The 25419-nt window shown below is 70.0% G+C and carries 21 protein-coding genes and 1 pseudogene; 13 read left to right on the top strand and 9 right to left on the bottom strand.

Annotation, left to right across the window (positions count from 1 at the left end; all coding sequences use genetic code 11):
- Positions 1-24: 24 nt before the first annotated feature.
- The 4 genes from FB563_RS14575 to FB563_RS14560 all read left to right on the top strand — a co-directional run bounded on the left by FB563_RS14575 (position 25) and on the right by FB563_RS14560 (position 4636).
- On the top strand, positions 25-1779 hold the full coding sequence (locus FB563_RS14575; RefSeq protein WP_107100695.1) for an SDR family oxidoreductase: 1755 nt from the start codon (positions 25-27) through the stop codon (positions 1777-1779).
- A gap of 286 nt (positions 1780-2065) precedes the next feature.
- Positions 2066-2614, top strand: coding sequence for an RNA 2'-phosphotransferase (locus tag FB563_RS14570; RefSeq protein ID WP_055707768.1), 549 nt, complete (start codon positions 2066-2068; stop codon positions 2612-2614).
- A gap of 131 nt (positions 2615-2745) precedes the next feature.
- A complete protein-coding gene (locus FB563_RS14565) occupies positions 2746-3648 on the top strand; it encodes an LLM class flavin-dependent oxidoreductase (RefSeq protein WP_055707769.1) in 903 nt (300 codons plus the stop codon).
- A gap of 100 nt (positions 3649-3748) precedes the next feature.
- Complete coding sequence (locus FB563_RS14560; RefSeq protein ID WP_199832899.1) at positions 3749-4636, top strand: Cof-type HAD-IIB family hydrolase; 888 nt, start codon at positions 3749-3751, stop codon at positions 4634-4636.
- Positions 4637-4678: 42 nt separating this feature from the next.
- Here FB563_RS14560 and cydD read toward each other — a convergent pair whose 3' ends face one another.
- The 3 genes from cydD to FB563_RS14545 are packed head-to-tail and all read right to left on the bottom strand — an operon-like array spanning position 4679 to position 11073.
- Positions 4679-8470, bottom strand: coding sequence for a thiol reductant ABC exporter subunit CydD (cydD, locus tag FB563_RS14555; protein WP_142218699.1), 3792 nt, complete (start codon positions 8468-8470; stop codon positions 4679-4681).
- Positions 8471-8529: 59 nt separating this feature from the next.
- A complete protein-coding gene (gene cydB, locus FB563_RS14550; RefSeq protein WP_142218698.1) occupies positions 8530-9549 on the bottom strand; it encodes a cytochrome d ubiquinol oxidase subunit II in 1020 nt (339 codons plus the stop codon).
- A 15-nt stretch (positions 9550-9564) separates the two neighbouring features.
- Entirely contained in the window at positions 9565-11073 is a 1509-nt protein-coding gene (locus FB563_RS14545) for a cytochrome ubiquinol oxidase subunit I (protein WP_142218697.1), read from the bottom strand.
- 208 nt (positions 11074-11281) lie between these two features.
- Between FB563_RS14545 and FB563_RS14540 the strand changes: the two genes are divergently transcribed.
- Complete coding sequence (locus FB563_RS14540; RefSeq protein WP_055710497.1) at positions 11282-11659, top strand: cyclophilin-like fold protein; 378 nt, start codon at positions 11282-11284, stop codon at positions 11657-11659.
- Positions 11660-11672: 13 nt separating this feature from the next.
- On the opposite strand, the gene hisC is transcribed toward FB563_RS14540, so the two are convergent.
- Positions 11673-12752 carry a histidinol-phosphate transaminase gene (gene hisC, locus FB563_RS14535; RefSeq protein WP_142218696.1) on the bottom strand — a complete coding sequence of 360 codons (1080 nt, stop codon included), beginning with the start codon at positions 12750-12752 and terminating at the stop codon, positions 11673-11675.
- Between the two features lie 432 nt (positions 12753-13184).
- On the opposite strand from hisC, the gene FB563_RS14530 reads away from it, so the two are divergent.
- From FB563_RS14530 to FB563_RS14520, 3 genes are all read left to right on the top strand, one after another.
- Positions 13185-14297, top strand: coding sequence for a LacI family DNA-binding transcriptional regulator (locus tag FB563_RS14530; RefSeq protein ID WP_142218695.1), 1113 nt, complete (start codon positions 13185-13187; stop codon positions 14295-14297).
- 279 nt (positions 14298-14576) lie between these two features.
- Positions 14577-15656 carry a metallophosphoesterase gene (locus FB563_RS14525; RefSeq protein WP_142218694.1) on the top strand — a complete coding sequence of 360 codons (1080 nt, stop codon included), beginning with the start codon at positions 14577-14579 and terminating at the stop codon, positions 15654-15656.
- A 179-nt stretch (positions 15657-15835) separates the two neighbouring features.
- Positions 15836-16696 carry a hypothetical protein gene (locus FB563_RS14520; protein WP_142218693.1) on the top strand — a complete coding sequence of 287 codons (861 nt, stop codon included), beginning with the start codon at positions 15836-15838 and terminating at the stop codon, positions 16694-16696.
- Positions 16697-17109: 413 nt separating this feature from the next.
- Here the strand turns inward: FB563_RS14520 and thiC are convergent, their stop codons facing one another.
- Complete coding sequence (gene thiC, locus FB563_RS14515) at positions 17110-18894, bottom strand: phosphomethylpyrimidine synthase ThiC (RefSeq protein ID WP_142218692.1); 1785 nt, start codon at positions 18892-18894, stop codon at positions 17110-17112.
- 347 nt (positions 18895-19241) lie between these two features.
- Here thiC and FB563_RS14510 point away from each other — a divergent pair.
- Positions 19242-19688 (top strand): annotated as a pseudogene (locus FB563_RS14510) (YibE/F family protein); the annotation flags it as partial.
- Positions 19689-19822: 134 nt separating this feature from the next.
- On the opposite strand, the gene FB563_RS14505 reads toward FB563_RS14510, so the two are convergent.
- From FB563_RS14505 to FB563_RS14490, 4 genes are all read right to left on the bottom strand, one after another.
- Complete coding sequence (locus tag FB563_RS14505; RefSeq protein WP_142218691.1) at positions 19823-20260, bottom strand: SsgA family sporulation/cell division regulator; 438 nt, start codon at positions 20258-20260, stop codon at positions 19823-19825.
- Positions 20261-20359: 99 nt separating this feature from the next.
- Complete coding sequence (locus FB563_RS14500; protein WP_244329019.1) at positions 20360-21289, bottom strand: IclR family transcriptional regulator; 930 nt, start codon at positions 21287-21289, stop codon at positions 20360-20362.
- Between the two features lie 223 nt (positions 21290-21512).
- Positions 21513-21725, bottom strand: a complete 213-nt coding sequence (locus FB563_RS14495; protein WP_055707494.1) for a DUF5326 family protein — start codon at positions 21723-21725, stop codon at positions 21513-21515.
- Positions 21726-21888: 163 nt separating this feature from the next.
- Positions 21889-22206 (bottom strand): cupin domain-containing protein, encoded by a 318-nt coding sequence (locus FB563_RS14490; RefSeq protein WP_023548672.1) that lies wholly within the window; start codon positions 22204-22206, stop codon positions 21889-21891.
- A 57-nt stretch (positions 22207-22263) separates the two neighbouring features.
- Here FB563_RS14490 and FB563_RS14485 point away from each other — a divergent pair, with 57 nt between their 5' ends.
- From FB563_RS14485 to FB563_RS14470, 4 genes are all read left to right on the top strand, one after another.
- Positions 22264-22641 (top strand): phage holin family protein, encoded by a 378-nt coding sequence (locus tag FB563_RS14485; protein ID WP_055707493.1) that lies wholly within the window; start codon positions 22264-22266, stop codon positions 22639-22641.
- Positions 22642-22648: 7 nt separating this feature from the next.
- Positions 22649-23140 carry a low molecular weight protein-tyrosine-phosphatase gene (locus FB563_RS14480; protein ID WP_055707492.1) on the top strand — a complete coding sequence of 164 codons (492 nt, stop codon included), beginning with the start codon at positions 22649-22651 and terminating at the stop codon, positions 23138-23140.
- A complete protein-coding gene (locus tag FB563_RS14475; RefSeq protein ID WP_055707491.1) occupies positions 23137-24294 on the top strand; it encodes a cystathionine gamma-lyase in 1158 nt (385 codons plus the stop codon). Before FB563_RS14480 ends, FB563_RS14475 begins: the two co-directional genes overlap by 4 nt.
- Positions 24295-24510: 216 nt before the next feature.
- Positions 24511-25416 carry a LysR family transcriptional regulator gene (locus FB563_RS14470; RefSeq protein ID WP_055707490.1) on the top strand — a complete coding sequence of 302 codons (906 nt, stop codon included), beginning with the start codon at positions 24511-24513 and terminating at the stop codon, positions 25414-25416.
- Positions 25417-25419 lie beyond the last annotated feature (3 nt).

The following is a 25419-nucleotide window of genomic DNA, read 5'->3' as shown; positions in this document are numbered from 1 at the left end:
GGCACGGGAGAGGTGACGGCGGACATGGCGCTGAAGGGTGCGCGGGAGCGCCGGGTGGCGACCGGCGGGGTCGAGCTGTGCGTGGCCGAGCTGGGCGATCCGCAGCGGCCCACGGTGGTGCTGGTGCACGGCTACCCGGACAGCAAGGAGGTCTGGTCCCAGGTCGCCGTCCGCCTGGCCGACCGCTTCCACGTGGTCCTGTACGACGTCCGGGGCCACGGCCGCTCGACGGCGCCCAAGCCCCTGCGCGGCGGCTTCACCCTCGCCAAGCTCACCGACGACTTCCTGGCCGTCATCGACGCGGTGAGCCCGGACCGCCCGGTCCACCTGGTCGGGCACGACTGGGGCTCGGTGCAGTCCTGGGAGTTCGTCACGGTCGGCCGCACCGAGGGCCGCATCGCCTCCTTCACCTCCATCTCCGGTCCGTCCCTCGACCACTTCGGGCACTGGATCAACGCGCGCGTGCAGCGTCCGACGCCCCGCCGGGTGGGCCAGCTCCTCGGCCAGGGCGCCAAGTCCTGGTACGTGTACCTGCTGCACACTCCGGCCCTGCCCGAGCTGGCCTGGCGCGGCCCGCTCGGCAAGCGCTGGCCGAAGATCCTCGAGCGGGTGGAGAAGGTCCCCGGCGGCGACTATCCGACCTCCTCGCTGCCCTCCGACGCGGCGCACGGCGCCTGGCTGTACCGGGACAACGTCCGCGCCCGGCTGCTCAGGCCGCGCCCGGACGCGTACGCGCACGCGCCCGTGCAGCTCATCACGCCCCAGGCGGACGCGTTCCTCTCGGAGCGCCTGTACGACGACCTGGAGCGGTGGGTGCCCCAGCTGACCCGCCGGACACTCCCCGCCAAACACTGGGTCCCGCGTACCCGACCCGACCAACTCGCTTCATGGATAGAGGACTTCGTCATGTCCGTGGACGGCGGCCGACCCGAGCCGAAGGCCACCGGCCGCCATGCCGACCGGTTCGGCGGCCAGTTGGTCCTGATCACCGGGGCGGGCAGCGGTATCGGCCGGGCCACGGCGTTCGCGTTCGCGGAGGCCGGCGCGCGTGTGGTGGCCGTCGACCGGGACGCCGAGGCCGCCGCCCGCACCGCCGAACTGTCCCGTCTGATCGGCGCGTCCGAGGCCTGGGCGGAGACGGCAGACGTCTCCGACGAGCAGGCGATGGAGAAGCTCGCGGAGAAGGTGCACCGCGAGTACGGCGTGCTGGACGTGCTGGTCAACAACGCGGGCATCGGCCTGTCGGGCTCCTTCTTCGCCACCACGACCGAGGACTGGCGCAAGGTGCTGGACGTCAATCTCTGGGGTGTGATCCACGGTTGCCGGCTCTTCGGCGCGCGGATGGCCGAGCGCGGCCAGGGCGGTCACATCGTCAACACCGCTTCCGCGGCCGCCTTTCAGCCCTCCCGGGCCCTGCCCGCCTACAGCACCTCCAAGGCCGCGGTGCTGATGCTCTCGGAGTGCCTGCGCGCCGAACTCGCCGGGCAGGGCATCGGGGTGAGCGCGATCTGCCCCGGCATCGTCAACACGAACATCACCTCCACGGCCCGCTTCGCCGGTGTGGACGAGGCGGAGGAGCGCCGCCGCCAGAAGAACTCGGCCCGCCTGTACGGCCTGCGCAACTACCCGCCGGAGAAGGTCGCCGAGGCCATCCTGGAGGCCGTGGCCCGCAACAGGGCGGTGGTGCCGGTGACACCGGAAGCACGGGGCGCGCATGTGCTGTCACGGGCGTTGCCTGGATTGCTGCGTCGACTGGCGCGTGTGGAACCGAAGTTGTGAGGGCCCGCCGAACTCGCATGTTATGTACGGAGCTTGCCGACCCGGCGTCTGCGCGGACGGCTGGATGCCGGGGCTCCCTCCGCCGAACGCGAGGCCGCTGCACGCCCCTTGGGCCGTCGTGCCTCACACAGCCTATGTCATAAGGGATTTCGCGAATCACCGTACTCCACAAGGTGATTGTCCACAGGTCAGTCAATTTGCCTGTGGATAAACCGAGTTGGTTGTGGATCAAACCTACGCGCCAAAAAAACCTGCGTGATCCGCGTCGCTCCCGCACGCTGGAGACATGGACGAAAGACGTACCGTGAAGGTGTCGAAGTACCTCTCGAAACACCTGCGCCACCAACCGGAGCGCATCGGGCTCACCCCGGATCCGGGCGGCTGGGTGGAGATCGACACGCTGATCGCCGCGGCCGCCGCCCACGGCTTCCGGTTCACGCGCGAGGAACTGGACCACGTGGTGGCGGCCAACGACAAACAGCGCTTCGCGATCGACGGCAGCCGAATCCGCGCCAGCCAGGGCCACAGCATCGAGGTCGACCTCGGCCTGCCCCCGGCGACCCCGCCGCCGTACCTCTACCACGGAACCGTCGCCCGCAGTCTGGACGCGATCCGGGCGGACGGCCTCAGGCCCATGAGCCGGCACGACGTCCACCTCTCCGCCGACCGCGAGACCGCCACCCGGGTCGGTGCCCGGCGCGGCCGCCCCGTGGTGCTCACCGTCGACGCCGGAGCCATGCACCGCGACGGCCACGTCTTCCACGTCAGCGCCAACGGTGTCTGGCTGACGAGGGCCGTACCCCCGCGCTACCTGCGCTTTCCGGGACCGCACTGAACGCGCGCTCCCGTCGTGATCAGCGCACGCACAAGGAGCAGGTCCACCTGGTCCTGCCCAGTCCGTGGCTGAGCGGCCGCGTACGGTGACGTTTTGGCCGGTTGTCGGTGGGGCCGCTTACTCTCGGACGCATGAGTCTGCGTCTGAGCACCGTGATCCTGCCGTACCGCCGCTGGAACGAGGGCGGCCGTTCGGCCTGGGTGCGGGCCGAACAGCTCGGCTTCCACACCGCGTACACCTACGACCACCTGTCCTGGCGCAGCTTCCGTGACGGCCCGTGGTTCGGCGCGGTCCCGACCCTGACGGCCGCCGCTGCCGCCACCGGGCGGCTGCGCCTCGGCACACTGGTCACCTCGCCGAACTTCCGGCACCCGGTGACCCTCGCCAAGGAGCTGATCTCCCTCGACGACATCTCCGGCGGCCGGATCACCCTCGGCATCGGCGCCGGCGGCACCGGCTTCGACGCCACCGCGCTGGGCCAGGAGCCGTGGAGCCCGCGCGAGCGCGCCGACCGGTTCGCCGAGTTCGTGCCACTGCTGGACCGGCTCCTCACCGAGGACGCGGTGACCCACGAGGGCCGCTTCTACTCGGCGCACGAGGCCCGGAACATCCCGGGTTGCGTGCAGCGGCCGCGGCTGCCGTTCGCGGTGGCGGCCACCGGACCGCGCGGTCTCAAGCTCGCCGCGCGGCACGGCCAGGCGTGGGTGACCACCGGCGACCCGAAGCTGTACGAGAACGGCACCCCGGAGCAGTCCGTCGAGGCCCTGCGCGGGCAGATCGCCAAGCTGTCCGAGGCCTGCGCGGACGCCGGGCGGGACATGGCCGGCCTGGACAGGATCCTGCTCACGGGCTTCACCCCGGACCGCGCCCGGCCGCTGCGGTCCCTGGACGCCTTCGTGGACTTCGCCGGCCGCCACCGGGAACTGGGCTTCACCGAGATCGTGATCCACTGGCCCATCCCGAACTCCGACTTCGCCGCGGACGAGAAGGTCTTCGAGCAGATCGCCATGGAGGCCACCGCCCAGCTGGACTGACCGATGCGACGACCGCCCCGCCGGACCGACCGGTGCGGCGGCGCGGCCGGGCGTCATCTGTGTCTCATCTGTGCGGAGTTCCGCACGACCGTGCGGGCATATGCGCGAGAATGACCGGGTGACCTCAGCGACCAGACAGCCCGGGACCCCGTCCGCCGCCCTACGGCCGCGGCTGATCGCCACCGACCTCGACGGCACCCTGCTGCGCGACGACAAGTCGGTGTCCCCGCGCACCGTGGCCGCGCTGGCCGCCGCCGAAGAGGCAGGTATCGAGGTCTTCTTCGTCACCGGCCGTCCGGCCCGCTGGATGGGCGTCGTCGCCGACCACGTCCACGGCCACGGCCTGGCGATCTGCGGCAACGGCGCCGCCGTGGTCGACCTGCACGGCGGCCCCGGCGCCCACCGCTTCGTGAAGGTGCGCGAACTGGCGCGCAAGAACGCCCTGGACGCCGTACGTCTGCTGCGCGCGGCGGCGCCCGGCACGGTGTTCGCGGTGGAGCAGACGTACGGCTTCCACCAGGAGCCGGACTATCCCAAGCTGCACATGGAGATACCGGACAACCTCCTGCCCGCCGAGCACCTCCTCGCCCCCGACGGCCCCGACGCCGACCAGCCCGTGCTCAAGATCCTGGCCTACCACCCGGATCTCGACCCGGACGCCTTCCTCACCCTGGCCCGGCTCGCGATCGGCGACCGCGCCAACGTCACCCGCTCCAGCCCCAGCGCCCTGCTGGAACTGAGCGGCCCGGACGTCTCCAAGGCCAGCACGCTCGCCCTGTGCTGCGCCGAGCGCGGTATCTCGCACGAGGAGGTCGTCGCGTTCGGCGACATGCCCAACGACGTCGAGATGCTGACCTGGGCCGGCCAGTCGTACGCGATGGGCAACGCCCACCCGGACGTCATCGCCGCAGCGTCGGGCCGTACGGTCGCCAACAACGAGGACGGCGTCGCAGTGGTGATCGAGCAGCTGCTCGCCGACTGCTTCTGACACACTCCCTGGGCCGGCAGAAGCCGGTGACCGGAGTGACGGTCACCGCGCTCCGGCCGGCGAATCCACCTCGGCCTCCCGCCGTGCGAGCGCCCGCAGCGGCCCGTCCACCGCGAGAAGCTCCGCGTGGCTTCCCCGCTGCACCACCCGGCCGGCGTCGAGCACGATCACCTCGTCCACCGCCTCCAGCCCCGCCAGCCGGTGCGTGATCAGCAGCGTCGTACGGCCCTGAGTGGCCGCCAGCAGATCGGCGGTCAGCGCGTCGGCCGTCGGCAGGTCCAGATGTTCGGCGGGCTCGTCGAGGACCAGGACGGGGAAGTCGGCCAGCAGGGCGCGGGCCAGCGCCAGGCGCTGCCGCTGACCGCCGGACAGCCGGGCCCCGTGCTCGCCGACCAGCGTGTCCAGACCGTGGGGCAGCCCGTCCACCCAGTCCAGCAGCCGGGCCCGGTCCAGCACCCGGCGCAGCTCGGCCTCGGTGGCGCCCTTCCTGGCCAGCAGGAGGTTCTCGCGCACCGAGCTGTCGAAGAGATGCGCGTCCTGCGCACACAACCCGACGAGCCGCCGTACGTCGTCACCGGCCAGCGCGTACGCGTCCACACCGGCGAGCGTGTACGAGCCCTCCCGCGGGTCGAGGAAGCGCAGCAGCACCTGGGCGAGGGTCGTCTTACCGGCACCGGATGCCCCGACCACCGCGATCCGCCGCCCCTCTTCCAGGGTGAGATCGAAGTCCGCCAGCGCGTCCCGCCGCTGCCCTTCGTACCGCGCGCCCACCCCCTTGACCACCACCGGGAACGGCGAGGCGGGCGCCTGCCGGGGCCGCTCGGGCTCCCGGACGGGCTCCGGAGCGTCCAGCACCTCGTGGACGCGCTCCGCGCTGTGCCGCACCCGCTGCCGGTGGCGTACGGCGAGCGGCAGCCCCTGTACGGCCTCGAAGGCGGCCAGGGGAGTGAGGACGACCACGGCCATCGTCACGCCGTCGAGCCGGCCCGCGGCCACCGCCTGGGCGCCGAACAGCGCGGCCGCCGTGACCGTCAGGCCGGAGATCAGCGCGGTGAGCCCGTCACCGAGCGCGGTCACGGCGGCGGCACGCGAGGCGATCCGGGTCAGGGCGCCGTCAGCTCGCCGGGCAGCGTCCGTACGGGCGGGGAGCGCACCGGCGACGGTCAGCTCGGCGGTGCCGGAGAGCAGGTCGGTGACGCGGGTGGCGAGGGCACCCCGGGCCGGGGCCAGCCGCCGCTCGGTCCGCCGGGCCACGGCCGCGGTGACGAGGGGGACGCCGGCGCCGGCCGCCACGAGACCCCCCGCCAGGGCGGCGCCGGCCTCGGGGAGCAGCCAGACCGTGAAGCCGACGGAGGCGGCGGAGACGGCGACGGCGACCGACGCGGGCAACAGCCAGCGCAGCCAGTAGTCCTGGAGCTCGTCCACGTCCGCGACCAGCCGGGTCAGCAGATCGCCGCGCCGGGCGCTCCGCAGTCCCGCCGGCGCCAGCCGCTCCAGCCGCCGGTACACGGCGACCCGGGTGTCGGCCAGCATCCGCAGCACGGCGTCGTGCGACACCAACCGCTCGGCGTACCGGAACACCGCCCGCCCGATCCCGAAGGCCCGCGTGGCCGTCACGGCCACCATCAGATACAGCACCGGAGGCTGCTGCGATGCCCGCGAGATGAGCCATCCCGAGGTCGCCATCAGCCCGACGGCACTCCCGAGCGCGAGGCTGCCCAGCACCAACGCCCACACAAGCCGCCCGCGCCGCGGCCCGGCAAGCGCCCGCACCCGTGCAAGCACCCGCCGCCCCCGCGCCGAGCCCACCCCACTCGAGCCGCTTTCCATCGACCCGAGCCCAGACACCGACGAGCCCCCTTCCAACCGACCGCCCCCGGACGCGGCCGGGCCACCCTCCAGCCCACCGAGCCCGGACACCGACGGACGACCCTCCACCCCGTCGGCCCCGGACGCGGCCGGGTCACCCCCCAGCCCACCGAGCCGTGACACCAACGGGCCACCCTCCAGCCCACCGAGCCGTGACACCGTCGGGCCACCCTCCAGCCCACCGAGCCGTGACACCGTCGGGTCACCTTCCAGCCCACCGAGTCGGGTGGCGGGTGGGCGAGGACGGGGGTCCAGGGGGCGGAGCCCCCTGGCAGGCCGGCTGCAACTCCGGGCACTCAGCAACTCGGCGCCGGACAACCCCGCGCCGGACGCCTCCGCGCTCTCCAGCCGCACGACCCGACCGGCAACCCCCAGCAACGCCGGCCGATGCACCACGAGCAGCACCGTCCGCCCGGCAGCCAACCTCCGCACCGCCGCCACGACCTCCGCCTCCGTCCCCCCGTCCAGCGAGGCCGTCGGCTCGTCCAACAACAGCACGGGCCGGTCGGCGAGAAACGCGCGAGCAAGGGCCAGCCGCTGCCGCTGCCCCGCCGACAGCCCGGCCCCGTCCTCCCCGAGCACGGTCTCCGCCCCGTCGGGCAACGCATCCACGAACTCCAGCGCACCGGCATCCCGCAGCGCCTGCCGTACGGCACGGTCGTCCGCCTCGGGCCGCGCCAGCCGTACGTTCTCCGCGATGGTCCCGGCATACAGATGCGGCCGCTGCGGCACCCACGCGATCCGCGACCGCCACTCCTCCAGATCGAGTTCCGCGAGATCCGCTCCCCCGACCCGGACCCGCCCCTCGCTGGGCGAGACGAACCCGAGCAGCACATTGAGCAACGTCGACTTGCCCACCCCGCTGGGCCCCACCAGCGCGACCGTCTCACCGGGCTCGACGCTGAACGACACCTCCGTCACGGCGTCCGCCGAACGACCGGGGTAGCGAACGGTGACCCCCTCGAACGCCACCGCACCGGAAGGCACTTCACCGGTACCGGACGCCGGAACCGGCGTCTGCAGCACGCTGAAAATCTCCTCCGCCGCGGCCAGCCCCTCCGCCGCCGCGTGGTACTGCGCACCGACCTGCCGCAACGGAAGGTACGCCTCGGGCGCCAGCACAAGGATCACCAGGCCGATGTACAGATCCATGTCCCCGTGCACCAGCCGCATGCCGATCGTCACCGCGACCAGGGCGACCGACAGCGTGGCGAGCAACTCCAGCGCGAAGGAGGAGAGGAAGGCGATCCGCAGGGTCCGCAGGGTGGCCTGCCGGTACTCGCCGGTGATCCGCCGGATGGAATCCGCCTGTGCCTTGGCCCGGCCGAACACCTTCAGCGTGGGCAGTCCGGCGACCACGTCCAGGAAGTGCCCCGACAACCGGGACAGGAGCCGCCACTGACGGTCCATCCGGGACTGGGTGGCCCAGCCGATCAACATCATGAACAGCGGAATGAGAGGCAGGGTGCCGACGATGATCGCCGCCGAAACCCAGTCCTCGGTGACGATCCGCGCCAGCACCGCCACCGGAACCACCACGGCGAGCCCCAGCTGCGGCAGATAGCGCGAGAAATAGTCGTCCAGGGCGTCGACCCCGCGCGTGGCCAGCGTGACCAGTGAACCGGTGCGCTGCCCCGCCAGCCACCCGGGACCGAGCGCCACCGCCCGGTCGAGAAGACGCCCCCGCAATTCGGACTTCACCGCCGCACTCGCCCGATGGGCGGCGAGTTCGGTGAGCCACGCGACAACCGACCGGCCCCCGGCTACGGCGACCAAGAGCAGCAGGGGAGTGCGCAGCTCAGCGACGGACCGCCCGTGCTGGAACGCACCGACGACGACCCCGGCGATGAGCATCGCCTGAGCGATGACCAGCCCCGCACCGACGGCTCCCAGCCCGACGACCGCCACGAGGAAGAAGCGCGTGGCGCGGGCGTACCGCAGCAGACGTGGATCGATTGGTTTCACGTGAAACGTGCCCTTCGGCCCAGAGGGTGTGTTTCACGTGAAACACACCCTCGACGGACTCAGTGCGCGGCGCCGGCCGCAGCATCGGGAGCGATGTGCTGCGTGCCGATCCGCTTGCGGAAGACCCAGTAGGTCCAGCCCTGATAGAGCACCACCATGGGCGTGGCGATGGCCGCCAACCAGGTCATGATCTTCAGGGTGTAGGGACTCGACGAGGCGTTGGTGACCGTCAGGCTCCAGTCCCGGTTGAGCGTGGACGGCATCACGTCCGGGAAGAGCGACAGGAAGAGCATCGCCACCGCGGCCACGATGGTGACGCCGGACAGCGTGAAGGCCCAGCCCTCACGTCCGAACTGGTTGGCCACCAGCGCGGCCACCAGGGCGGCGACCGACACGACGAGCGCCACCAGGCTCTTGCCGTCACCGCTGTCGGCCTGCGTCCACAGCAGGAAGCCGAGCGTCACGACTGCCGTGCCGAGGCCGACCCACAGAGCCAGCTTCCGTGCCCGCACCCGGATGTCCCCCACGGTCTTGAGCGCGGTGAAGACCGCTCCGTGGAAGGTGAACAGCGTGAGCGTGACCAGGCCGCCGAGCAGGGCGTAGGGGTTGAGCAGGTCCCCGACACTGCCGACGTACTCGAAGTGCTGGTCGATCTTCACGCCCCGCACGATGTTCCCGAAGGCCACGCCCCACAGGAACGCCGGGATCAGCGAGGTCCAGAAGATGGCCGTCTCCCAGTTGCGCTGCCAGTTGTCCTCTGTTCGCTTGGCCCGGTACTCGAAGGCGACACCCCGGACGATCAGGCAGACCAGGATGACCAGCAGCGGCAGGTAGAAGCCGGAGAAGAGGGTGGCATACCACTCGGGGAACGCGGCGAAGGTCGCGCCGCCGGCCGTGAGCAGCCACACCTCGTTTCCGTCCCAGACGGGCCCGATGGTGTTGATCAGCACTCGCCGCTCGGGCCGGTTGCGGGCCAGCAGCTTGGTGAGGATGCCGACCCCGAAGTCGAAGCCCTCCAGGAAGAAGTAGCCGGTCCACAGGACGGCGATCAGGACGAACCAGACGTCGTGAAGTTGCATGACTGTTCCCCCGGCCTAGTACGAGAAGGCCATCGGCTTGTCGGCGTCACGGGTGTCGCCGCCGATCTTCATGGGCGGGTTGAGGTCGGCCTCGGTCAGCTCGGGCGGGCCGGCCTTGACGTACTTCGCGAGCAGCTTGACCTCGACCACGGCGAGGATCGCGTACAGCGAAGTAAAGACGACCATCGAGGTGAGGACCTCGGCCTGCGAGACACCGGGGGAGACCGCGTGCCGGGTCTGCAGGACGCCGTAGACGACCCACGGCTGGCGGCCCATCTCGGTGAAGATCCAGCCCCAGGAGTTGGCGATCAGCGGGAAGGCCAGGGTCCAGGTCGCGATGCGCCAGCACCAGGGCGTGAGCTTGGGGCTGAGCGCCTTGTTCTTGAAGAGCACCAGATGCGGCACCTCGTCCTCGCCGACCCGCAGATGCTGCGGCAGCATGAACTTCTTGCGGGTCAGCCACAGCCCGGCCAGGCCGATGGCGAAGGAGGCCATGCCGAAGCCGATCATCCAGCGGAAGCCCCAGAAGGCGACCGGGATGTTGGGCCGGTAGTCGCCCGGGCCGAACTTCTGCTGCTCGGCCTTGTTGATGTCGTTGATGCCGGGGACGTACGAGGTGAAGGAGTCGTCGGCGAGGAAGGACAGCAGCCCGGGGACCTCGATGGCCACCGTGTTGTGGCCCTTCTCCACATCGCCGTAGGCGAAGATCGAGAATGGTGCCGGCTTCTGGCCGTCCCACAGCGCCTCGGCCGCCGCCATCTTCATCGGCTGCTGCTTGAACATGACCTTGCCGAGGGTGTCGCCGCTGACCGCGGTGAGCAGACCGGCGATGACGACGGTAACCAGGCCGAGCCGCAGCGAGGTCTTCATCTCGCGTATGTGCTTCTTGCGGGCCAGGTGGTAGGCGGCGATGCCCACCATGAAGGCGCCGCCGGTCAGGAAGGCCGCGGACAGGGTGTGGAAGGCCTGGCTGAGGGCGGTGTTCTGGGTCAGCACGGCCCAGAAGTCGGTCAGCTCGGCCCGGCCCTTGGCCTTGTCGATCTTGTAGCCGACCGGGTGCTGCATCCAGGAGTTGGCCGCGAGGATGAAGTAGGCCGACAGGATCGTGCCGATCGAGACCATCCAGATGCAGGCCAGGTGGATCCTCTTGGGCAGCTTGTCCCAGCCGAAGATCCACAGGCCGATGAACGTGGACTCGAAGAAGAACGCGATCAGCGCCTCGAAGGCGAGCGGCGCACCGAAGATGTCACCGACGAAGCGCGAGTAGTCGGACCAGTTCATGCCGAACTGGAACTCCTGGACGATGCCCGTGACCACGCCCATGGCGATGTTGATCAGGAAGAGCTTGCCCCAGAACTTGGTGGCCCTGAGGTACTTCTCCTTCTCCGTGCGCACCCAGGCCGTCTGCAGCCCGGCCGTGAGAGCGGCCAGGGAGATGGTCAGGGGGACGAACAGGAAGTGGTAGACGGTGGTGATGCCGAACTGCCAGCGCGCCAGTGTCTCCGGCGCCAGAGCCAGGTCCACGTCGTCACTCTCCTTACTACGGCGTGGTACAGCGGCGGTTTGCCCCGCTTATCGCGCACAGACAGGGCAATCGGGACGCGCTTGTGAACGCGTTCACATTCACAAGCCATTATGACTCACTGATTTTCGGCAACCAACGGGGGGTCCCCCCTCTGCCTTCGCGTCAAGACCTTGGCATCAACTTCAACATCTTGTTGAATTGCGCGTCATGCAGATACGTATTTCCTGGCCTGCGGGCAACATCACCGCGACCCTCGACGCAGACAGCCCGACCGCACAGGCTCTCGCCAAGGCACTGCCGCTCACCTCCAGCGCCTGCACATGGGGCGAGGAGGTGTATTTCGACACAGGAGTCTCTGTTTCATGTGAAACGGACGCCCGGCAGGTGGTGGAGCCGGGCACGGTGGCCTTCTGGACGGATGGCGACGCGCTCGCCCTCCCCTATGGCCCGACACCGATCTCGCGAGGCGAGGAGTGCCGCCTCGCGAGTCCGTGCAACATCCTGGGAAGCCTGGACGGGGACGCCCGCGCGCTGGCGACCGTACGAGACGGCGACCCCGTCCGGGTGGAACTGATCGACGAGTAAAGCCCGCCTCGGGCTACAGCTCCTTGCGGAACGCCTCCGCCACCTTCACGAAGATGTCGTTCGCCTCGGTCTCTCCGACCGTCACCCGCACACCCTCGCCCGGGAACGGCCGGATCACCACACCGTGCTGCTCACAGGCCTGAGCGAACGCGACCGTACGCTCCCCCAGCCGCAGCCAGACGAAGTTCGCCTGCGTCTCCGGCACCGTCCAGCCCTGGGCGCGCAGCGCGTCGACCACGCGCTTGCGCTCGCACACCAACGAGCCGACCCGCCCGAGCAGCTCGTCCTCCGCCCGCAGTGAGGCGATCGCCGCTTCCTGCGCGAGCTGGCTGACGCCGAAGGGCACCGCCGTCTTGCGCAGCGCCGCCGCGACCGGCTCATGGGCGATCGCGAAGCCGACGCGAAGCCCGGCGAGCCCGTAGGCCTTGGAGAACGTGCGCAGAACGCAGACGTTGGGCCGGTTCCGGTACAGCTCGACGCCGTCGGGCACCTCGGGATCGCGAATGAACTCGCGGTAGGCCTCGTCCAGCACCACCAGGACATCGCCGGGCACCCGGTCGAGGAATCGCTCCAGCTCGGCCCGCCGCACCACCGTTCCGGTCGGGTTGTTGGGGTTGCATACGAAAATCAGACGCGTCCGGTCGGTGATCGCGTCCGCCATCGCGTCCAGGTCGTGCACATCGCCGGGCGTGAGCGGCACCTGCACCGACCGGGCGCCACTGATCTGCGTGATGATCGGGTACGCCTCGAAGGACCGCCAGGCGTAGATCACCTCGTCGCCGGGACCGCTGGTGGCCTGGATGAGCTGCTGGGCGACGCCCACCGAGCCGGTGCCGGTGGCCAGGTGAGAGACCGGGACGCCGAAGCGTTCCGACAGCTCGGCCATCAACCCGGTGCATCCCATGTCGGGGTAGCGGTTGAAGTCACAGGCGGCCGCCGTCACGCTCTCCATCACGCCGGGCAGCGGCGGGTACGGATTCTCGTTCGAGGACAGCTTGTAGGCGACCGGCCCGCCGGCCGCGGCAGGCTTGCCCGGCTTGTAGGTGGGGATACCCTCCAGCTCGGCGCGCAGCTTCGGGCTCGTCTCGCTCACCGCAGTCCTCCTCGCGACCACCGGCGGACCGTCGACGCCGCCGGCTTCCAATACTCCTCACCTTATGAGGATTCGGCCCCGGTGCGTACAGGTGGCGGCCGGGGAAAACGTGAACCGCGATCCGCCCCGGCGCTATCCCGGGGCATCGCCGTACGAAGGCGTACGTATCAGGGGGCGCGCCGTACATATATCTATGCGCCGGTGGCTTGCGCCGTGGCGCGCATCCCTCGTGCAGGTGAGTTGAGACCTCTTCGAGACATCGAGCACTTGGCAGGTCCATACGCGTCGCCACGTCACGTCTTACTGCAGGATCGTTCAACTACCTTTGTTTCTAATGCAGTTGGTGCAGCGTGACCATGCAGAAACGTGCCTGTCAACGCGTGCATATGCGTCCGCACTACCCCACCACATGAGCCCTACTATCGGCTCGCCATGACAGCAGCAGGGAAGCACCAGGTGAGCCGCGCGGAAACCTCCCGTCGAGGCAGCCGGCCGGGCCGGGCGGGCATCAGAGACGTGGCCGCCGCCGCCGGAGTCTCCATCACGACCGTCTCCGACGCCCTCAACGGCAAGGGCCGGCTCCCGGATGCCACCCGGCGCCATGTCCGAGAGGTCGCCGACCGGCTGGGATACCGCCCCTCCGCCGCCGCCCGCACCCTCCGTACCGGCAAGTCGGGCCTGATCGGCCTGACCGTGACGACCTACGGGGATGAACCTTTCACCTTCACCGAGTTCGCGTACTTCGCCGAGATGGCACGAGCCGCCACCTCGGCCGCGCTCGCCCGCGGCTACGCCCTCGTGATCCTCCCCGCGACCTCCCGCCACGACGTGTGGTCCAACGTCGCCCTGGACGGCACGGTCGTCATCGACCCCTCCGATCAGGACCCGGTGGTCAGCGAGCTCGTCCGCCAGGGCCTGCCGGTCGTCTCCGACGGCCGCCCGGCCGGCTCGCTGCCGGTCACCGCCTGGGTCGACAACGACCACGAGGCTGCCGTCCTCGGCATCCTCGACCACCTCGCCGACGCCGGCGCCCGGCGCATCGGCCTGCTCACGGGCACCACGACGGACACGTACACCCACCTGTCCACCACCGCCTACCTGCGCTGGTGCGAGCGGGTCGGCCAGGACCCGGTCTACGAGGCCTACCCGGCGCACGACCCGTGCGCGGGCGCCGTCGCCGCCGACCGGCTGCTCGCCCGTCCCGACCGGCCCGACGCGGTCTACGGCCTGTTCGATCCCAACGGCACCGACCTGCTGGCCGCCGCCCGGCGCTACGGGCTCCGCGTCCCCGAGGACCTGCTGCTCGTGTGCTGCAGCGAGTCCATGGTGTACGCCAGCACCGAGCCGCCCATCACCACGCTCTCCCTGAAGCCCCGCCGCATCGGCACCGCGGTGGTCCAGCTCCTCATCGACGCCATCGAGGGCGTGGAGTCGGACCAGCCGGTCGAGCAGGTGATACCGACCGAGCTGATCGTGCGCACCTCCTCACAGCGGCGTCCGCCGCGCACGACGGTCAGCCCGCCACGGACGCCGGACGAGAAGTAGCGCCAAAAGCGGGGCGCTCGCCCCGTGCCCGCACCGGCCGAGGGACGGGGCTCGGCGGGCCTGCGACCGGAGGGCCGGGGTCCGGTCGGCGCGGAGCCGGCCGAACACCTGCCCAAACGGGGCGAAAGCCGCGGTGAACTGGAGTCTTGTTCCGATTCACCGCCCCTGGGTCATCACACGGCGCGACGCGCATTCCTATGATGGGCCCACGACACCGCGGACCGCTGCGACCAGGCAGTCCGAAGCGGTGCAGATGCGGCGCGATGGTGGAGGGGTCTGATGACTCAGGGGGCCGGTCAGGGACCCGAAGTGGAGCGGACGGCAACGCTGCGCGACTTCCGGGTACCTGCGTACGTCCACGAGACCGGTCCGTACGTCCGCACCGTCCCCCCGGGCGAGAACGCGTCGCCCGCCGACGAGGCGTACCCCGACGGCTACACCCCCACCCAGCGCGACCTTCCCGTCGTCAACCGGGCGGAGACGCTCCAGGTCTCCGTCGAGACGGCACCCGCGGCCCCGGCTCCGCAGCCCGCGACCGGGCCCGGACCGCTGTTCGTCGTCGGAGACGTCCACGGGTACCTCGACGAACTGGTGGCCGCACTGCAGGAGCAGGGGCTGATCGACGCCTCCGGCCAGTGGTGCGCCGGCACCACCCGGCTGTGGTTCCTCGGCGACTTCACCGACCGCGGACCCGACGGCATCGGCGTCATCGACCTGGTGATGCGGCTGTCCGCCGAGGCCGCGGCGGCCGGCGGCTACTGCAAGGCCCTCATGGGCAACCACGAGCTGCTGCTGCTCGGCGCCAAGCGGTTCGGCGACACACCCGTCAACTCCGGCGCGGGAACCGCGACCTTCCAGGCCGCCTGGCTCCTCAACGGCGGACAGAAGACCGACATGGACCGTCTCCAGGACCACCATCTGCAGTGGATGGCCCGCCTCGACGCCGTAGAGGAGGTCGACGGCTATCTCCTCGTGCACTCGGACACCACCGCCTACCTCGACTACGGCGACTCGATCGAGGCGGTCAACGACACCGTCCGCGAGACCCTCACCCGCAACGACGCGGACGAGTGCTGGGATCTGTTCCGCAAGTTCACCAAGCGCTTCTCCTTCCGCGACGAGGGCGGCGCCGACGCCGTGCGCTCCCTCCTCGATACGTACGGCGGCACCCGCATCGTTCACGGTCACAGTCCGATCCCCTACCTCCTCGGTGAGGTCGGCTCCGAGGACGGCGAGGAGGGCACCGGCCCGGTCGTGGAGGGACCGCACGTCTACGCCGACGGGCTCGCCATCGCGATGGACGGCGGAGTGACCATGGCCGGAAAGCTACTGGTCCGGCAACTTCCCCTGGCCACCTGACCCTTCGCGGGCGGGCTTCCCGGGCTTCCGTACCGCAGGCCGGAGGGCAATTTCCGGCAACCCCCTGTCACCGTGTGCCGTCACGGCTCTACCATCGACTTATCCGTAGCAGGCTCCCCTCCGTTTCTGCCCGACGGCTCGCCGGCGTGCGAGCCCCAAGCCCTACGGAGCATCGGGGGATGCACATGAACAGCGTTCCGCAGCACCTGCAGAGCGAGGACCGCCAGGAATTCGAGCGGCTCCTCGATGAGGCGCTGCGCTCCGCACCACAGCGGCCGGAACTGGCCGCTGTCGGACAGCGGCTCAATCCCGAACAACTGCGCACCATGGCACTCAACGCCACCGCACTGATAACGGCCGCCGCCGCGGCCGAATACCAGCACTATGTGAAGGTCCGCCAGGAACTGCGTCAGCCGGCGATGACTCCCTCGGCCTCCGGCGACTCCGCTCCCGCCGACCAGAGTTCGGCCGGCACCGGGCTCGTCACCGCCTTCGGCGACGCGGCCGAGACCACCGGCGCGGGCGCCGTCGCGGTCATCGCCGTACTGGCTCCCGTCCTCTCCGGAACCGCCGCGGCGATCTTCCTGCTCGTCGGATACATCCTGAAGTCCCTGAGCCCCGGACAGGCCTTCGCCCAGACCATGCTCACCGCCGGGTGGGTGTTCGGCGCGGTGACCGCGGCCGCGATCCTCGTCGCCGCCGTCGGGCTGCTCCTCACCGCCCTGCGCAACGGAAGTTCTGAGCAGGCCCAGGCACTGGACGCGGCGCACCGGGAACTGGACAGCGCCAGAGAGGCCTGGCGGGGCGCCTTGCTGGAGCGCGGCATCCTGCCGTTCCTCGCCGAGGCGCTCGCCGAGCCCGGACGGGCCCCCGTGCACCGTACGACCCCGCCCGCCCCGAGCGGCCGTATGCCCCGCCTGGGATACGACCGCCCGGGTTTCAGCAGCCCCGACGACGGCACCCGGTCCGGCCGGACGGGCTTCACCAGCCCGGACTACACGAGCCCGGACTTCGGCGGCCCGGAGCACCAGCCCGAATAGCCCGCGGCAGCCCGGACACGGCTCACGCCGACGCCGTCGTGGGCCCGCCCGGGAGGCCAACGGTGTGCCGTCGTCCCGTCCGGCCGGCCGGGTCGGCGTCATGCCGTCATCCAGGCGCCGATCAGGCTCAGCACCATGGCACGCCGCGCGCCGCTCTGCCGGCATGGGCGAGCCCCGCAGTGGCCCAGGCCTCCAGATGCATCTGGATCGGTGTGGAGCGGCCCTCCATCCGGTGGACCATCACATACGACCGTTCCGACAGTTCCCGTGTCACAGCGAACCGTAACGCCCGCCTCTGACAACGGCGCCGGGGCCAAGGCAGGCCGAGACCAACCGCATCGGAGCACCTGTGAGCGTGCCCTTGGACGGTACTCATGACGCGCTACGCTCGAGCACCGCCCAGAGGCGAGCCGTCAGTCGGCGATCGGCAAGTACACCCTGTTCCCGCTCGCCGCGAACTCCTTCGACTTCTGGGCCATGCCCTCCTCGATCTCGGCCCGGCTGCCACCGTGTTCGCGGCGAATGTCCTGCGAGATCTTCATGCTGCAGAACTTCGGCCCGCACATGGAGCAGAAGTGGGCGGTCTTGGCGGGCTCGGCCGGCAGGGTCTCGTCGTGGAACTCCCGTGCCGTGTCCGGGTCCAGGGCGAGGTTGAACTGGTCCTCCCACCGGAATTCGAAGCGGGCGTCGGACAGTGCGTCGTCCCACGCCTGGGCGCCCGGGTGGCCCTTGGCGAGGTCGGCCGCGTGCGCGGCGATCTTGTAGGTGATGACGCCGGTCTTGACGTCGTCACGGTTGGGCAGGCCCAGGTGCTCCTTGGGCGTGACGTAGCAGAGCATCGCCGTGCCCCACCAGGCGATCATCGCGGCGCCGATGCCGGAGGTGATGTGGTCGTAGGCCGGCGCGATGTCGGTGGTCAGCGGGCCGAGCGTATAGAACGGAGCTTCATCGCAGATCTCCTGCTGAAGGTCGATGTTCTCCTTGATCTTGTGCATCGGGACGTGTCCCGGGCCCTCGATCATCGTCTGTACGTTGAAACGCCTGGCGATCCGGTTGAGTTCCCCGAGCGTCCTCAACTCGGCGAACTGCGCCTCGTCGTTGGCGTCCGCGATCGAACCCGGCCGCAGGCCGTCGCCCAGCGAGTACGTGACGTCGTAGGCGGCGAGGATCTCGCAGAGCTCCTCGAAGTTCTCGTACAGGAACGATTCCTTGTGGTGCGCCAGGCACCACGCGGCCATGATCGAGCCGCCGCGCGAGACGATCCCCGTCTTGCGGTTGGCGGTGAGCGGCACGTACGGCAGCCGGACGCCCGCGTGGACGGTCATGTAGTCCACGCCCTGCTCGGCCTGCTCGATGACCGTGTCCTTGTAGATCTCCCAGGTCAGTTCCTCGGCCTTGCCGTCGACCTTCTCCAGGGCCTGGTACAGCGGCACCGTGCCGATGGGGACAGGGGAGTTGCGCAGCACCCACTCGCGAGTGGTGTGGATGTTGCGGCCGGTGGACAGGTCCATGACCGTGTCGGCACCCCAACGGGTCGCCCAGGTCATCTTCTCCACCTCCTCCTCGATGGAGGAGGTCACCGCCGAGTTGCCGATGTTGGCGTTGACCTTCACCAGGAACCGCTTGCCGATGATCATCGGCTCGATCTCCGGGTGGTTGACGTTGGCCGGCAGCACCGCCCGGCCCGCCGCGATCTCCTCGCGGACCACCTCGGGAGAGACGTTCTCGCGGATGGCCACGTACTCCATCTCCGGGGTGATCTCGCCCCGGCGGGCGTACGCGAGCTGCGTCACCGCCTCGCCGCCCCGGCCCCGGCGCGGCTGGCGCGGCCGTCCCGGGAAGACCGCGTCCAGGTTGCGCAGCCCACCGCGCGGCGAGGTGTGCTTGATTCCGTCGTCCTCGGGACGGACGGGACGGCCTGCGTAATCCTCGGTGTCACCGCGGGCGATGATCCAATTCTCCCGCAACGGCGGCAGGCCCCTGCGGACATCGGTGTCGACGAGTGGATCGGTGTACGGGCCCGACGTGTCGTACAGCGTGACCGACTGCCCGTTGGTGAGGTGCACCTGGCGGACCGGCACGCGCAGGTCGGGGCGCGAACCCTCGACGTACGCCTTGTGCCAGCCGATGGACTTCCCGGCCTCCTGGGACTTCTCGTCCTGAACGGAGGCAGGCGTGCGTGCGTCCTTGTTGGTCATGAGACCTACTCCCTACGCCGGCATTACCCGGTAACAGGTTCGGCGGTCGACGCAGCGGCTTCCGTCTGACGGCATTCCGCGCGGAACATCGGTTGTTCCACGTGAAACATCGCGCCTACGGAGATCAGCGCCCTCTCAGCCCGGTGCTCCGAGCTCCCGCGTGTGCAAAGGTGCCTCCACGCTAGCGTCATTTGTGGCGCCGTGAACAGTAGGCCCCCTTCCGCTGTTGCGATGATCGGGCGGTGACCCGGATGGAGCAGTACCCGTATCCGCCGCCCGAGCCGCCCCACCGACCGCGTTCAGGGCCGGGCGACGACCACGCGCCCGAGCGGGAAGGCCGCCGGGACGACGGTCACGGCCACCTCCTCGCCGACGTCATCATCGGCTCCCTCGGCGTGCTCGACGATGTCACCGTGACGCAGACATCGGCCGTCTGGGAACTGCACGACGCCAACCCCACCCTCGGCCGACGCGCCCTGTACCGGACAGGCATCCGCATCGGCCGCGACCACATCGCCTCCGTGGTCAACACCCTCGTCCTCGCCTACGCCGGCGCCGCACTCCCCCTCCTGCTCCTCTTCACCATCGCCCAGAGCAGCATCACCACCGTCGCCAACAGCGAACTCGTCGCCGAAGAAATCATCCGCACCCTCGTAGGCTCCATCGGACTCGTCGCCTCCGTCCCCCTCACCACCGCCCTCGCCGCCCTCGTCGTCTCCACCGACCGCCCCGGACCGGGCACCGCGGCCCCGGCCGGGGCACGGTCGGCGTCGGCACGCGGCGGCCGGGGGTGACGGCGGAAGCGGTAGGGCCGAGCCCTGCACAAGGTGAGCCGCCTGATCCTCGACTCTCGGCGCTCCCCACGCAGAAGCGTTCCTGCACAATCCCGCACGGCAGGGCGGACCGCTCTACGCCCCGTGCCAACGCTTCAGCCGGCGCTCTGCTCCTCCGCCAGGATGCGGTCCAGGGCCTCTTCCAGATGGGCGTCGAAGTCGGCCAGCGCACCCTCCTGACCGAGCGGCACGAGCTTGTCCGTGCGGTCCAGGAAGGCCACCAGCGGCGGCGCGGAGGCACGGAACAGGGCCTGGTCGCTGCCGACCTGAAGCCTGATCAGCACCTCGCCCAACACCTCGGATTCGGCGGGAGCGATGTGGACATCCCCTTCCCCGCACGGCCGGCCGACGCCGTCGATCAGCAGCTCACGCCCGAACGCCCAGGTCACCGGCGCGTCACCGGGCAGATGGAAGGTGAGCCGGACGGCATAGGGATCACAGGTCTCGTAGCGCAACTCCACCGGGATGCGGAAGGAGAGCTCCTCCGACACGAGAAAGCTCATCATGACTTCTGCCTGTACGGACTCGCGCATCGTCTACCCCGTCGTATGGACGTCGACTGGCCGGATCAATCCCTCTAACCGTGGTCAAATCTTGCTGAAAGTACACGGCAGATCACAAGGAGTAAGTTTTCAGATACTGATAGAGAGGCTGAGCGTGCCCAGATGCCGCCCGATCTCCGTCTGCAGCCGCCACGCCGCTGGCAGCAGACGGTCGGCCTGGTGCACGGGCAGCGACATGGCCATCGTGGCCACGGTGGTGCCGACCGTGATCGGTACCGCCGCACAGACCGTCCCGAGCGCGTACTCCTGACGCTCCACCACCGGCTCCATGCGCGGCATCCGGGCAAGCCGCCGCAACAGGGCATCGTTGTCACGCACCGTGTACGGCGTGATGGACTGCACGGGATAGCGCGCGAGATGGTCGCGACGGGCGTCCTCGTCCAGCTGGGAGAGCAGGCACTGCCCGATGGCGTGCGCGTGTCCGGTCTCGCGGAAGTCGGCCCACTCCTCGACCGCCGGCGCCTCGGGTGAGTCAGAGACACACATGACCTCGATCTCGCCGTCCCGGTACATCGCGTAGTACACCGGCACACCGATCGAATCACGCCAGTGCGCGAGCGTGTCCGCCACCGCGCTGCGACGTTTCTGCTGTGCTCCGCTGCTGCCCAGCCGTTCGGCCGCCTCGCCGAGGAAGAAGAGCCCCTTCTCGCGCCGTAGATAGCCCTCGTGCACGAGGGTGCGCAGCAGGTGGTAAGCCGTCGGAAGGGCGAGTCCGGTCTCACGGGCGAGTTGTTTGGCGGGAGCGCCGTACACATGCGTGGCCACGGTCTCCAGCAGGCGCATGGCGCGCTGGACGGATCCGATGAGCGTCGCGGCGGCCGGCGAGCCGGGGGCTTCGGCGGGGTGCGGTGGCCCGGAGGTGTCCGTGGGGCGGGGTGCCGTCGGGATGTCGATCGTGCGCGGTTGCCCGGGGACGGCGACGGAGGGCGGCCGCTGGGTGGGGGGTGCGCAGGAGCGCGGTGGATGCGGTTCTGCCGGTGCGGTGTCAACCGTGGCCAAGGGTCACTCCCGGGAGCGCGAGGGGCAGCCCGTGCGGAGGGGAAGAGCACGGAGGGGGTCTGCGCCGCCCGCGGGGCCGGTCCCCGCGGGATTTCCGGACTCTAATCGTCCGCCGCCGCACACAGACGGCCTCACGGGGAAACTTCCCTCGCCCGAGGGAAACCGGCGATCGCCTTGCCGGGAACCGGTGCTGCCCGTTGCCGAGCACCTGTCCCCGGGTTCGTCACCAGTCGCCGCGTGACGAGGAGTTCGACATGAACTTGCGCACGACGTAAATGAGTCCGCCGACCAGAGCGACGAAGACCAGTGCCTTGAAGAGAAGGCCGATCACGATGGTGAGCACCGTGGCTATCAGGCCACCGAACACGACCAGGGCGATGACCGGCACCGCGACCCACTTCACCCACCACGGCAGTCCCGCGAAGATCTCTCGCATGCCCTCGTCCTTTGCGTTCTCGTACGTCTGAGTGCTCGCACGCCTTTTCACGTACGGCCTGGATGTTCTGCACTCGATGCTAGGGCCGACGAGGGGTCCCGCGGGGGCCCCGCGCCCCTTGTCCTCCCCTGACCCGTCCCCTAGGGAACCCGGGGGTACCGGCTCACGCCTCGGGCGGAGAGAAGACGACCAGAACTCTCAGGTCCTCGCTGATGTGATGGAACTTGTGGGCGACCCCGGCCGGCACGTACACGACGCTGCCCCGCGCCACCTCGGTCGTCTCCAGTCCCACCGTGATCGAGGCCCGGCCGCTGACGACGAAGTACACCTCGTCCTGGTTGTGCGGCTTCTGGGGGTCGTGCTCGCCCGCGTTCAGGGCGTACAGACCGACGGACATGTTCCGCTCCCGCAGGAACTGAAGGTAGGCCCCCTCGTTGGCGGCGCGCTCCGCCTCCAGTTCGTCCAGCCGGAATGCCTTCATCGCCGCTGTCGCCCTCGCCTCTGCTCTGTTCCGATCCTGTCTGCCACGATCAGACACATGAAGAATTTCGTAGTCAAGACGATCGCCAACGCGGGCGCCCTCGCGGTCGCCGTGTGGCTGTTGGACAAGATCACTCTGACGGGTGACAGCACGGCCAAGAAGGCCGCCACGCTGATCGTCGTCGCGCTGATCTTCGGCCTGGTGAACTGGCTGGTCAAGCCGACCCTGAAGGTCCTCACCTTCCCGCTGTTCATCCTCACCCTGGGCCTGATCACCCTGGTCGTGAACGCCCTGATGCTGCTGCTGACCTCCTGGGTCTGCGGCAAGCTCGACCTGAGCTTCCACGTGCAGGGGTTCTGGACGGCCGTCGTCGGCGGTCTGATCGTCTCCGTCGTCTCCTGGGCACTGCACGTCGTCCTCCCCGACAAGGACTGAGCGCGCCATGACCTTCCGCGTCTGTTTCGTGTGCACCGGCAACATCTGCCGCTCCCCGATGGCCGAATCCGTCTTCCGCGCGCGTGTGGCGGAGGCCGGCCTGGAGGACCGGGTGGAGGTCGACAGCGCCGGAACCGGCGGCTGGCACGAGGGCGAGCCCGCCGACCCGCGGGCCATCTCGGTCCTCGAAGAGCACGCCTACGACAGCGATCATGTCGCGCGCCAGTTCCAGCCGTCGTGGTTCTCCCGTCTCGACCTGGTGATCGCCCTCGACGCCGGTCATCTCAAGGCCCTGCGTCGCCTCGCGCCCACCGAGGAGGACGCCCGCAAGGTCCGCCTGCTGCGCTCGTACGATCCCGCCGCCGGTGACGACCTCGACGTTCCGGATCCGTACTACGGACATCGGGACGGCTTCGAGGAGTGCCTGGCGATGGTGGAGGCGGCGAGCGTCGGTCTGCTCGCCGCCGTACGCGAGCAGCTGGAAGGCCGGGCCGCATGAGCGACATCCCCGAGGACCGGGGCCGTACCGGCGACGGCACGCGCGCGGTACGCGCCGGACTGCCCGAACCGGTCAAGCACGAGCCGACCCTGCCCGGACCGGTGTTCGCGGCGCATTTCCACCTGCCCGGCGAGGCGACGGGTCCGTATCTCTACGGCCGTGACGAGAACCCGACCTGGACGCTGCTGGAGCGCGCCATCGGCGAGCTGGAGGCGCCCGGGCGGGACGACGTCGAGACGCTGGTCTTCGCCTCCGGCATGGCGGCGATCTCCTCCGTGCTGTTCTCCCAGCTGCGCGTCGGCGACGTGGTCGTGCTGCCCTCCGACGGCTACCAGGTGCTGCCACTGGTCCGCGCCCAGCTGGAGGCGTACGGCGTCGAGGTGCGCACCGCCCCCACCGGCGGCGATGCCCAGCTGGAGGTTCTCGACGGCGCCCGGCTGCTGTGGATCGAGTCCCCGTCGAACCCGGGGCTCGACGTGTGCGACATCCGGCGGCTGGTGACGGCGGCCCACGCGCAGGACGCTCTGGTGGCCGTCGACAACACCCTCGCCACCCCGCTCGGGCAGCGCCCGCTGGAACTGGGCGCCGACTTCTCCGTGGCCAGCGGCACCAAGCAGCTCACCGGCCACGGTGACGTGCTGCTGGGCTATGTCGCCGGCCGCGACACCGAGGCGATGGCTGCCGTACGACGCTGGCGCAAGATCGTCGGGGCGATCTCCGGACCCATGGAGGCCTGGCTCGCGCACCGGTCCATCGCCACACTCCAGCTGCGCGTCGACCGGCAGAACGCCACCGCCCTCGCGGTCGCCGAGGCGCTGAAGCAGCGGCCCGAGGTGTCCGGCCTGCGCTATCCCGGACTGCCCGACGATCCCTCGCACAGGACCGCCTCGCAGCAGATGCGCCGCTACGGCTGCGTGGTCTCCTTCACGCTGCCCACGCGCGCGCGTGCCGAGCGTTTCCTCGAAGCCCTCCGTCTGGTGGAGGACGCCACGAGCTTCGGCGGTGTGCGTTCCACGGCCGAGCGGCGCCGCCGCTGGGGCGGGGACGCGGTGCCGGAAGGATTCATCCGTATGTCCGTCGGCGCCGAGGACCCCGAGGATCTGATCGCCGACGTGCTGCGGGCCCTGGACGAGTCCGGCTCGTCCGCCGAGTGAGCCGGCGGCCGTCCGGCCGACGGCGCACGACGGTCCGAGCCTCCCCCCTCGTGGCTCGGACCGTCTTCGGTTCCTGCGCGCCGAAGAACCGCGCGAACAAGGCTAGTTGACTCTCTGTCAGTGTCCAATCACGCTAGCGACAGAGACCTATCGACTTATTTATAGTTGGGGCCTGCCTGGGGGCCGGAGGAGGGCAGGGATAGGGGAGGGCACGCCATGGACCTGGCCTTGCTGCGCACTTTCGTCACTGTGCACCGGGCTGGTTCCTTCACCCGCGCCGCCGCCCTGCTCGGCCTCTCCCAGCCCGCCGTCACCTCGCAGATCCGTACGCTGGAACGACAGCTGGGCAAGCCTCTCTTCCTCCGCCAGGCGCGCGGGGTGACCCCGACGACCATCGGTGACGAACTCGCGCACAAGGCCGCTCCGCATCTCGACGCCCTGGTGGAGATAGCCGAGAGCGGCCTGGACGACGAGTCCTCGCTCAGAACCCTGCACCTCGCCGGCCCGCCCGAGTTCACCGCCGAACGTGCCCTGCCCGCCCTGACAGAGCTGACCGGCGACGACGGCCAGGGATTCGCGCTGCGCGCCTCCTTCGGGACGGCGGAGGAAACGCTCGAAGGACTGGCCTCCGGACACCATGATCTGGCCATCAGCACGGCACGTCCTCGCGGCGCTCTGCTCACCGCGACTCCGCTCTGCGACGAGGAACACGTGTTGGTCGCCGCCCCGCGCTGGGTGGAACGAATCGGCGCGGAGGCGCTGCGCCTGAAGGGGGCGCCCGCACTGGAGGATCTTCCCGTCGTCGAGGTCCACGAGTCGCTGCCCTTTGTCTCGCGCTACTGGGCCTCCGTCTTCGACTCACGCCCGGCCACCTCGGGCACGGTCATCGTTCCGGATCTACGTGCGGTGCTCGCCTGCGCGATGGCGGGTGCCGGACTCGCCGTGCTGCCCCGCTATCTGTGCGCCTCCGCCCTCGACGACGGCACGATCGCGATGCTCCACGATCCGGCCGTGCCTCCGCTGCGCACGTACTTCCTGGTGGTGCGCACCGGCACCCTCGCCATGCCCCACATCGCGCGGGCTCATGAGTGGCTTCAGCGGGCGGCCACGGCCTGGTGCTGAGGC

The sequence above is a fragment of the Streptomyces puniciscabiei genome, assembly GCF_006715785.1.
Taxonomy (GTDB): Bacteria; Actinomycetota; Actinomycetes; order Streptomycetales; family Streptomycetaceae; genus Streptomyces; species Streptomyces puniciscabiei.
Note: the sequence above shows the minus strand (reverse complement) of the source record. Positions and strands in the feature narration are given on the sequence as shown.

What these genes read in the sequence shown, in the direction of transcription:
- FB563_RS14575 (WP_107100695.1), top strand. Translation starts at nt 25, where the DNA reads ATGGCGCTGAAGGGTGCGCGGGAGCGCCGGGTGGCGACCGGCGGGGTC.
- FB563_RS14570 (WP_055707768.1), top strand. Translation starts at nt 2,066, where the DNA reads ATGGACGAAAGACGTACCGTGAAGGTGTCGAAGTACCTCTCGAAACAC.
- FB563_RS14565 (WP_055707769.1), top strand. Translation starts at nt 2,746, where the DNA reads ATGAGTCTGCGTCTGAGCACCGTGATCCTGCCGTACCGCCGCTGGAAC.
- FB563_RS14560 (WP_199832899.1), top strand. Translation starts at nt 3,749, where the DNA reads ATGCGCGAGAATGACCGGGTGACCTCAGCGACCAGACAGCCCGGGACC.
- cydB (WP_142218698.1), bottom strand. Translation starts at nt 9,549, where the DNA reads ATGCAACTTCACGACGTCTGGTTCGTCCTGATCGCCGTCCTGTGGACC.
- FB563_RS14540 (WP_055710497.1), top strand. Translation starts at nt 11,282, where the DNA reads ATGCAGATACGTATTTCCTGGCCTGCGGGCAACATCACCGCGACCCTC.
- FB563_RS14530 (WP_142218695.1), top strand. Translation starts at nt 13,185, where the DNA reads ATGACAGCAGCAGGGAAGCACCAGGTGAGCCGCGCGGAAACCTCCCGT.
- FB563_RS14525 (WP_142218694.1), top strand. Translation starts at nt 14,577, where the DNA reads ATGACTCAGGGGGCCGGTCAGGGACCCGAAGTGGAGCGGACGGCAACG.
- FB563_RS14520 (WP_142218693.1), top strand. Translation starts at nt 15,836, where the DNA reads ATGCACATGAACAGCGTTCCGCAGCACCTGCAGAGCGAGGACCGCCAG.
- thiC (WP_142218692.1), bottom strand. Translation starts at nt 18,894, where the DNA reads ATGACCAACAAGGACGCACGCACGCCTGCCTCCGTTCAGGACGAGAAG.
- FB563_RS14505 (WP_142218691.1), bottom strand. Translation starts at nt 20,260, where the DNA reads ATGCGCGAGTCCGTACAGGCAGAAGTCATGATGAGCTTTCTCGTGTCG.
- FB563_RS14495 (WP_055707494.1), bottom strand. Translation starts at nt 21,725, where the DNA reads ATGCGAGAGATCTTCGCGGGACTGCCGTGGTGGGTGAAGTGGGTCGCG.
- FB563_RS14490 (WP_023548672.1), bottom strand. Translation starts at nt 22,206, where the DNA reads ATGAAGGCATTCCGGCTGGACGAACTGGAGGCGGAGCGCGCCGCCAAC.
- FB563_RS14485 (WP_055707493.1), top strand. Translation starts at nt 22,264, where the DNA reads ATGAAGAATTTCGTAGTCAAGACGATCGCCAACGCGGGCGCCCTCGCG.
- FB563_RS14480 (WP_055707492.1), top strand. Translation starts at nt 22,649, where the DNA reads ATGACCTTCCGCGTCTGTTTCGTGTGCACCGGCAACATCTGCCGCTCC.
- FB563_RS14475 (WP_055707491.1), top strand. Translation starts at nt 23,137, where the DNA reads ATGAGCGACATCCCCGAGGACCGGGGCCGTACCGGCGACGGCACGCGC.
- FB563_RS14470 (WP_055707490.1), top strand. Translation starts at nt 24,511, where the DNA reads ATGGACCTGGCCTTGCTGCGCACTTTCGTCACTGTGCACCGGGCTGGT.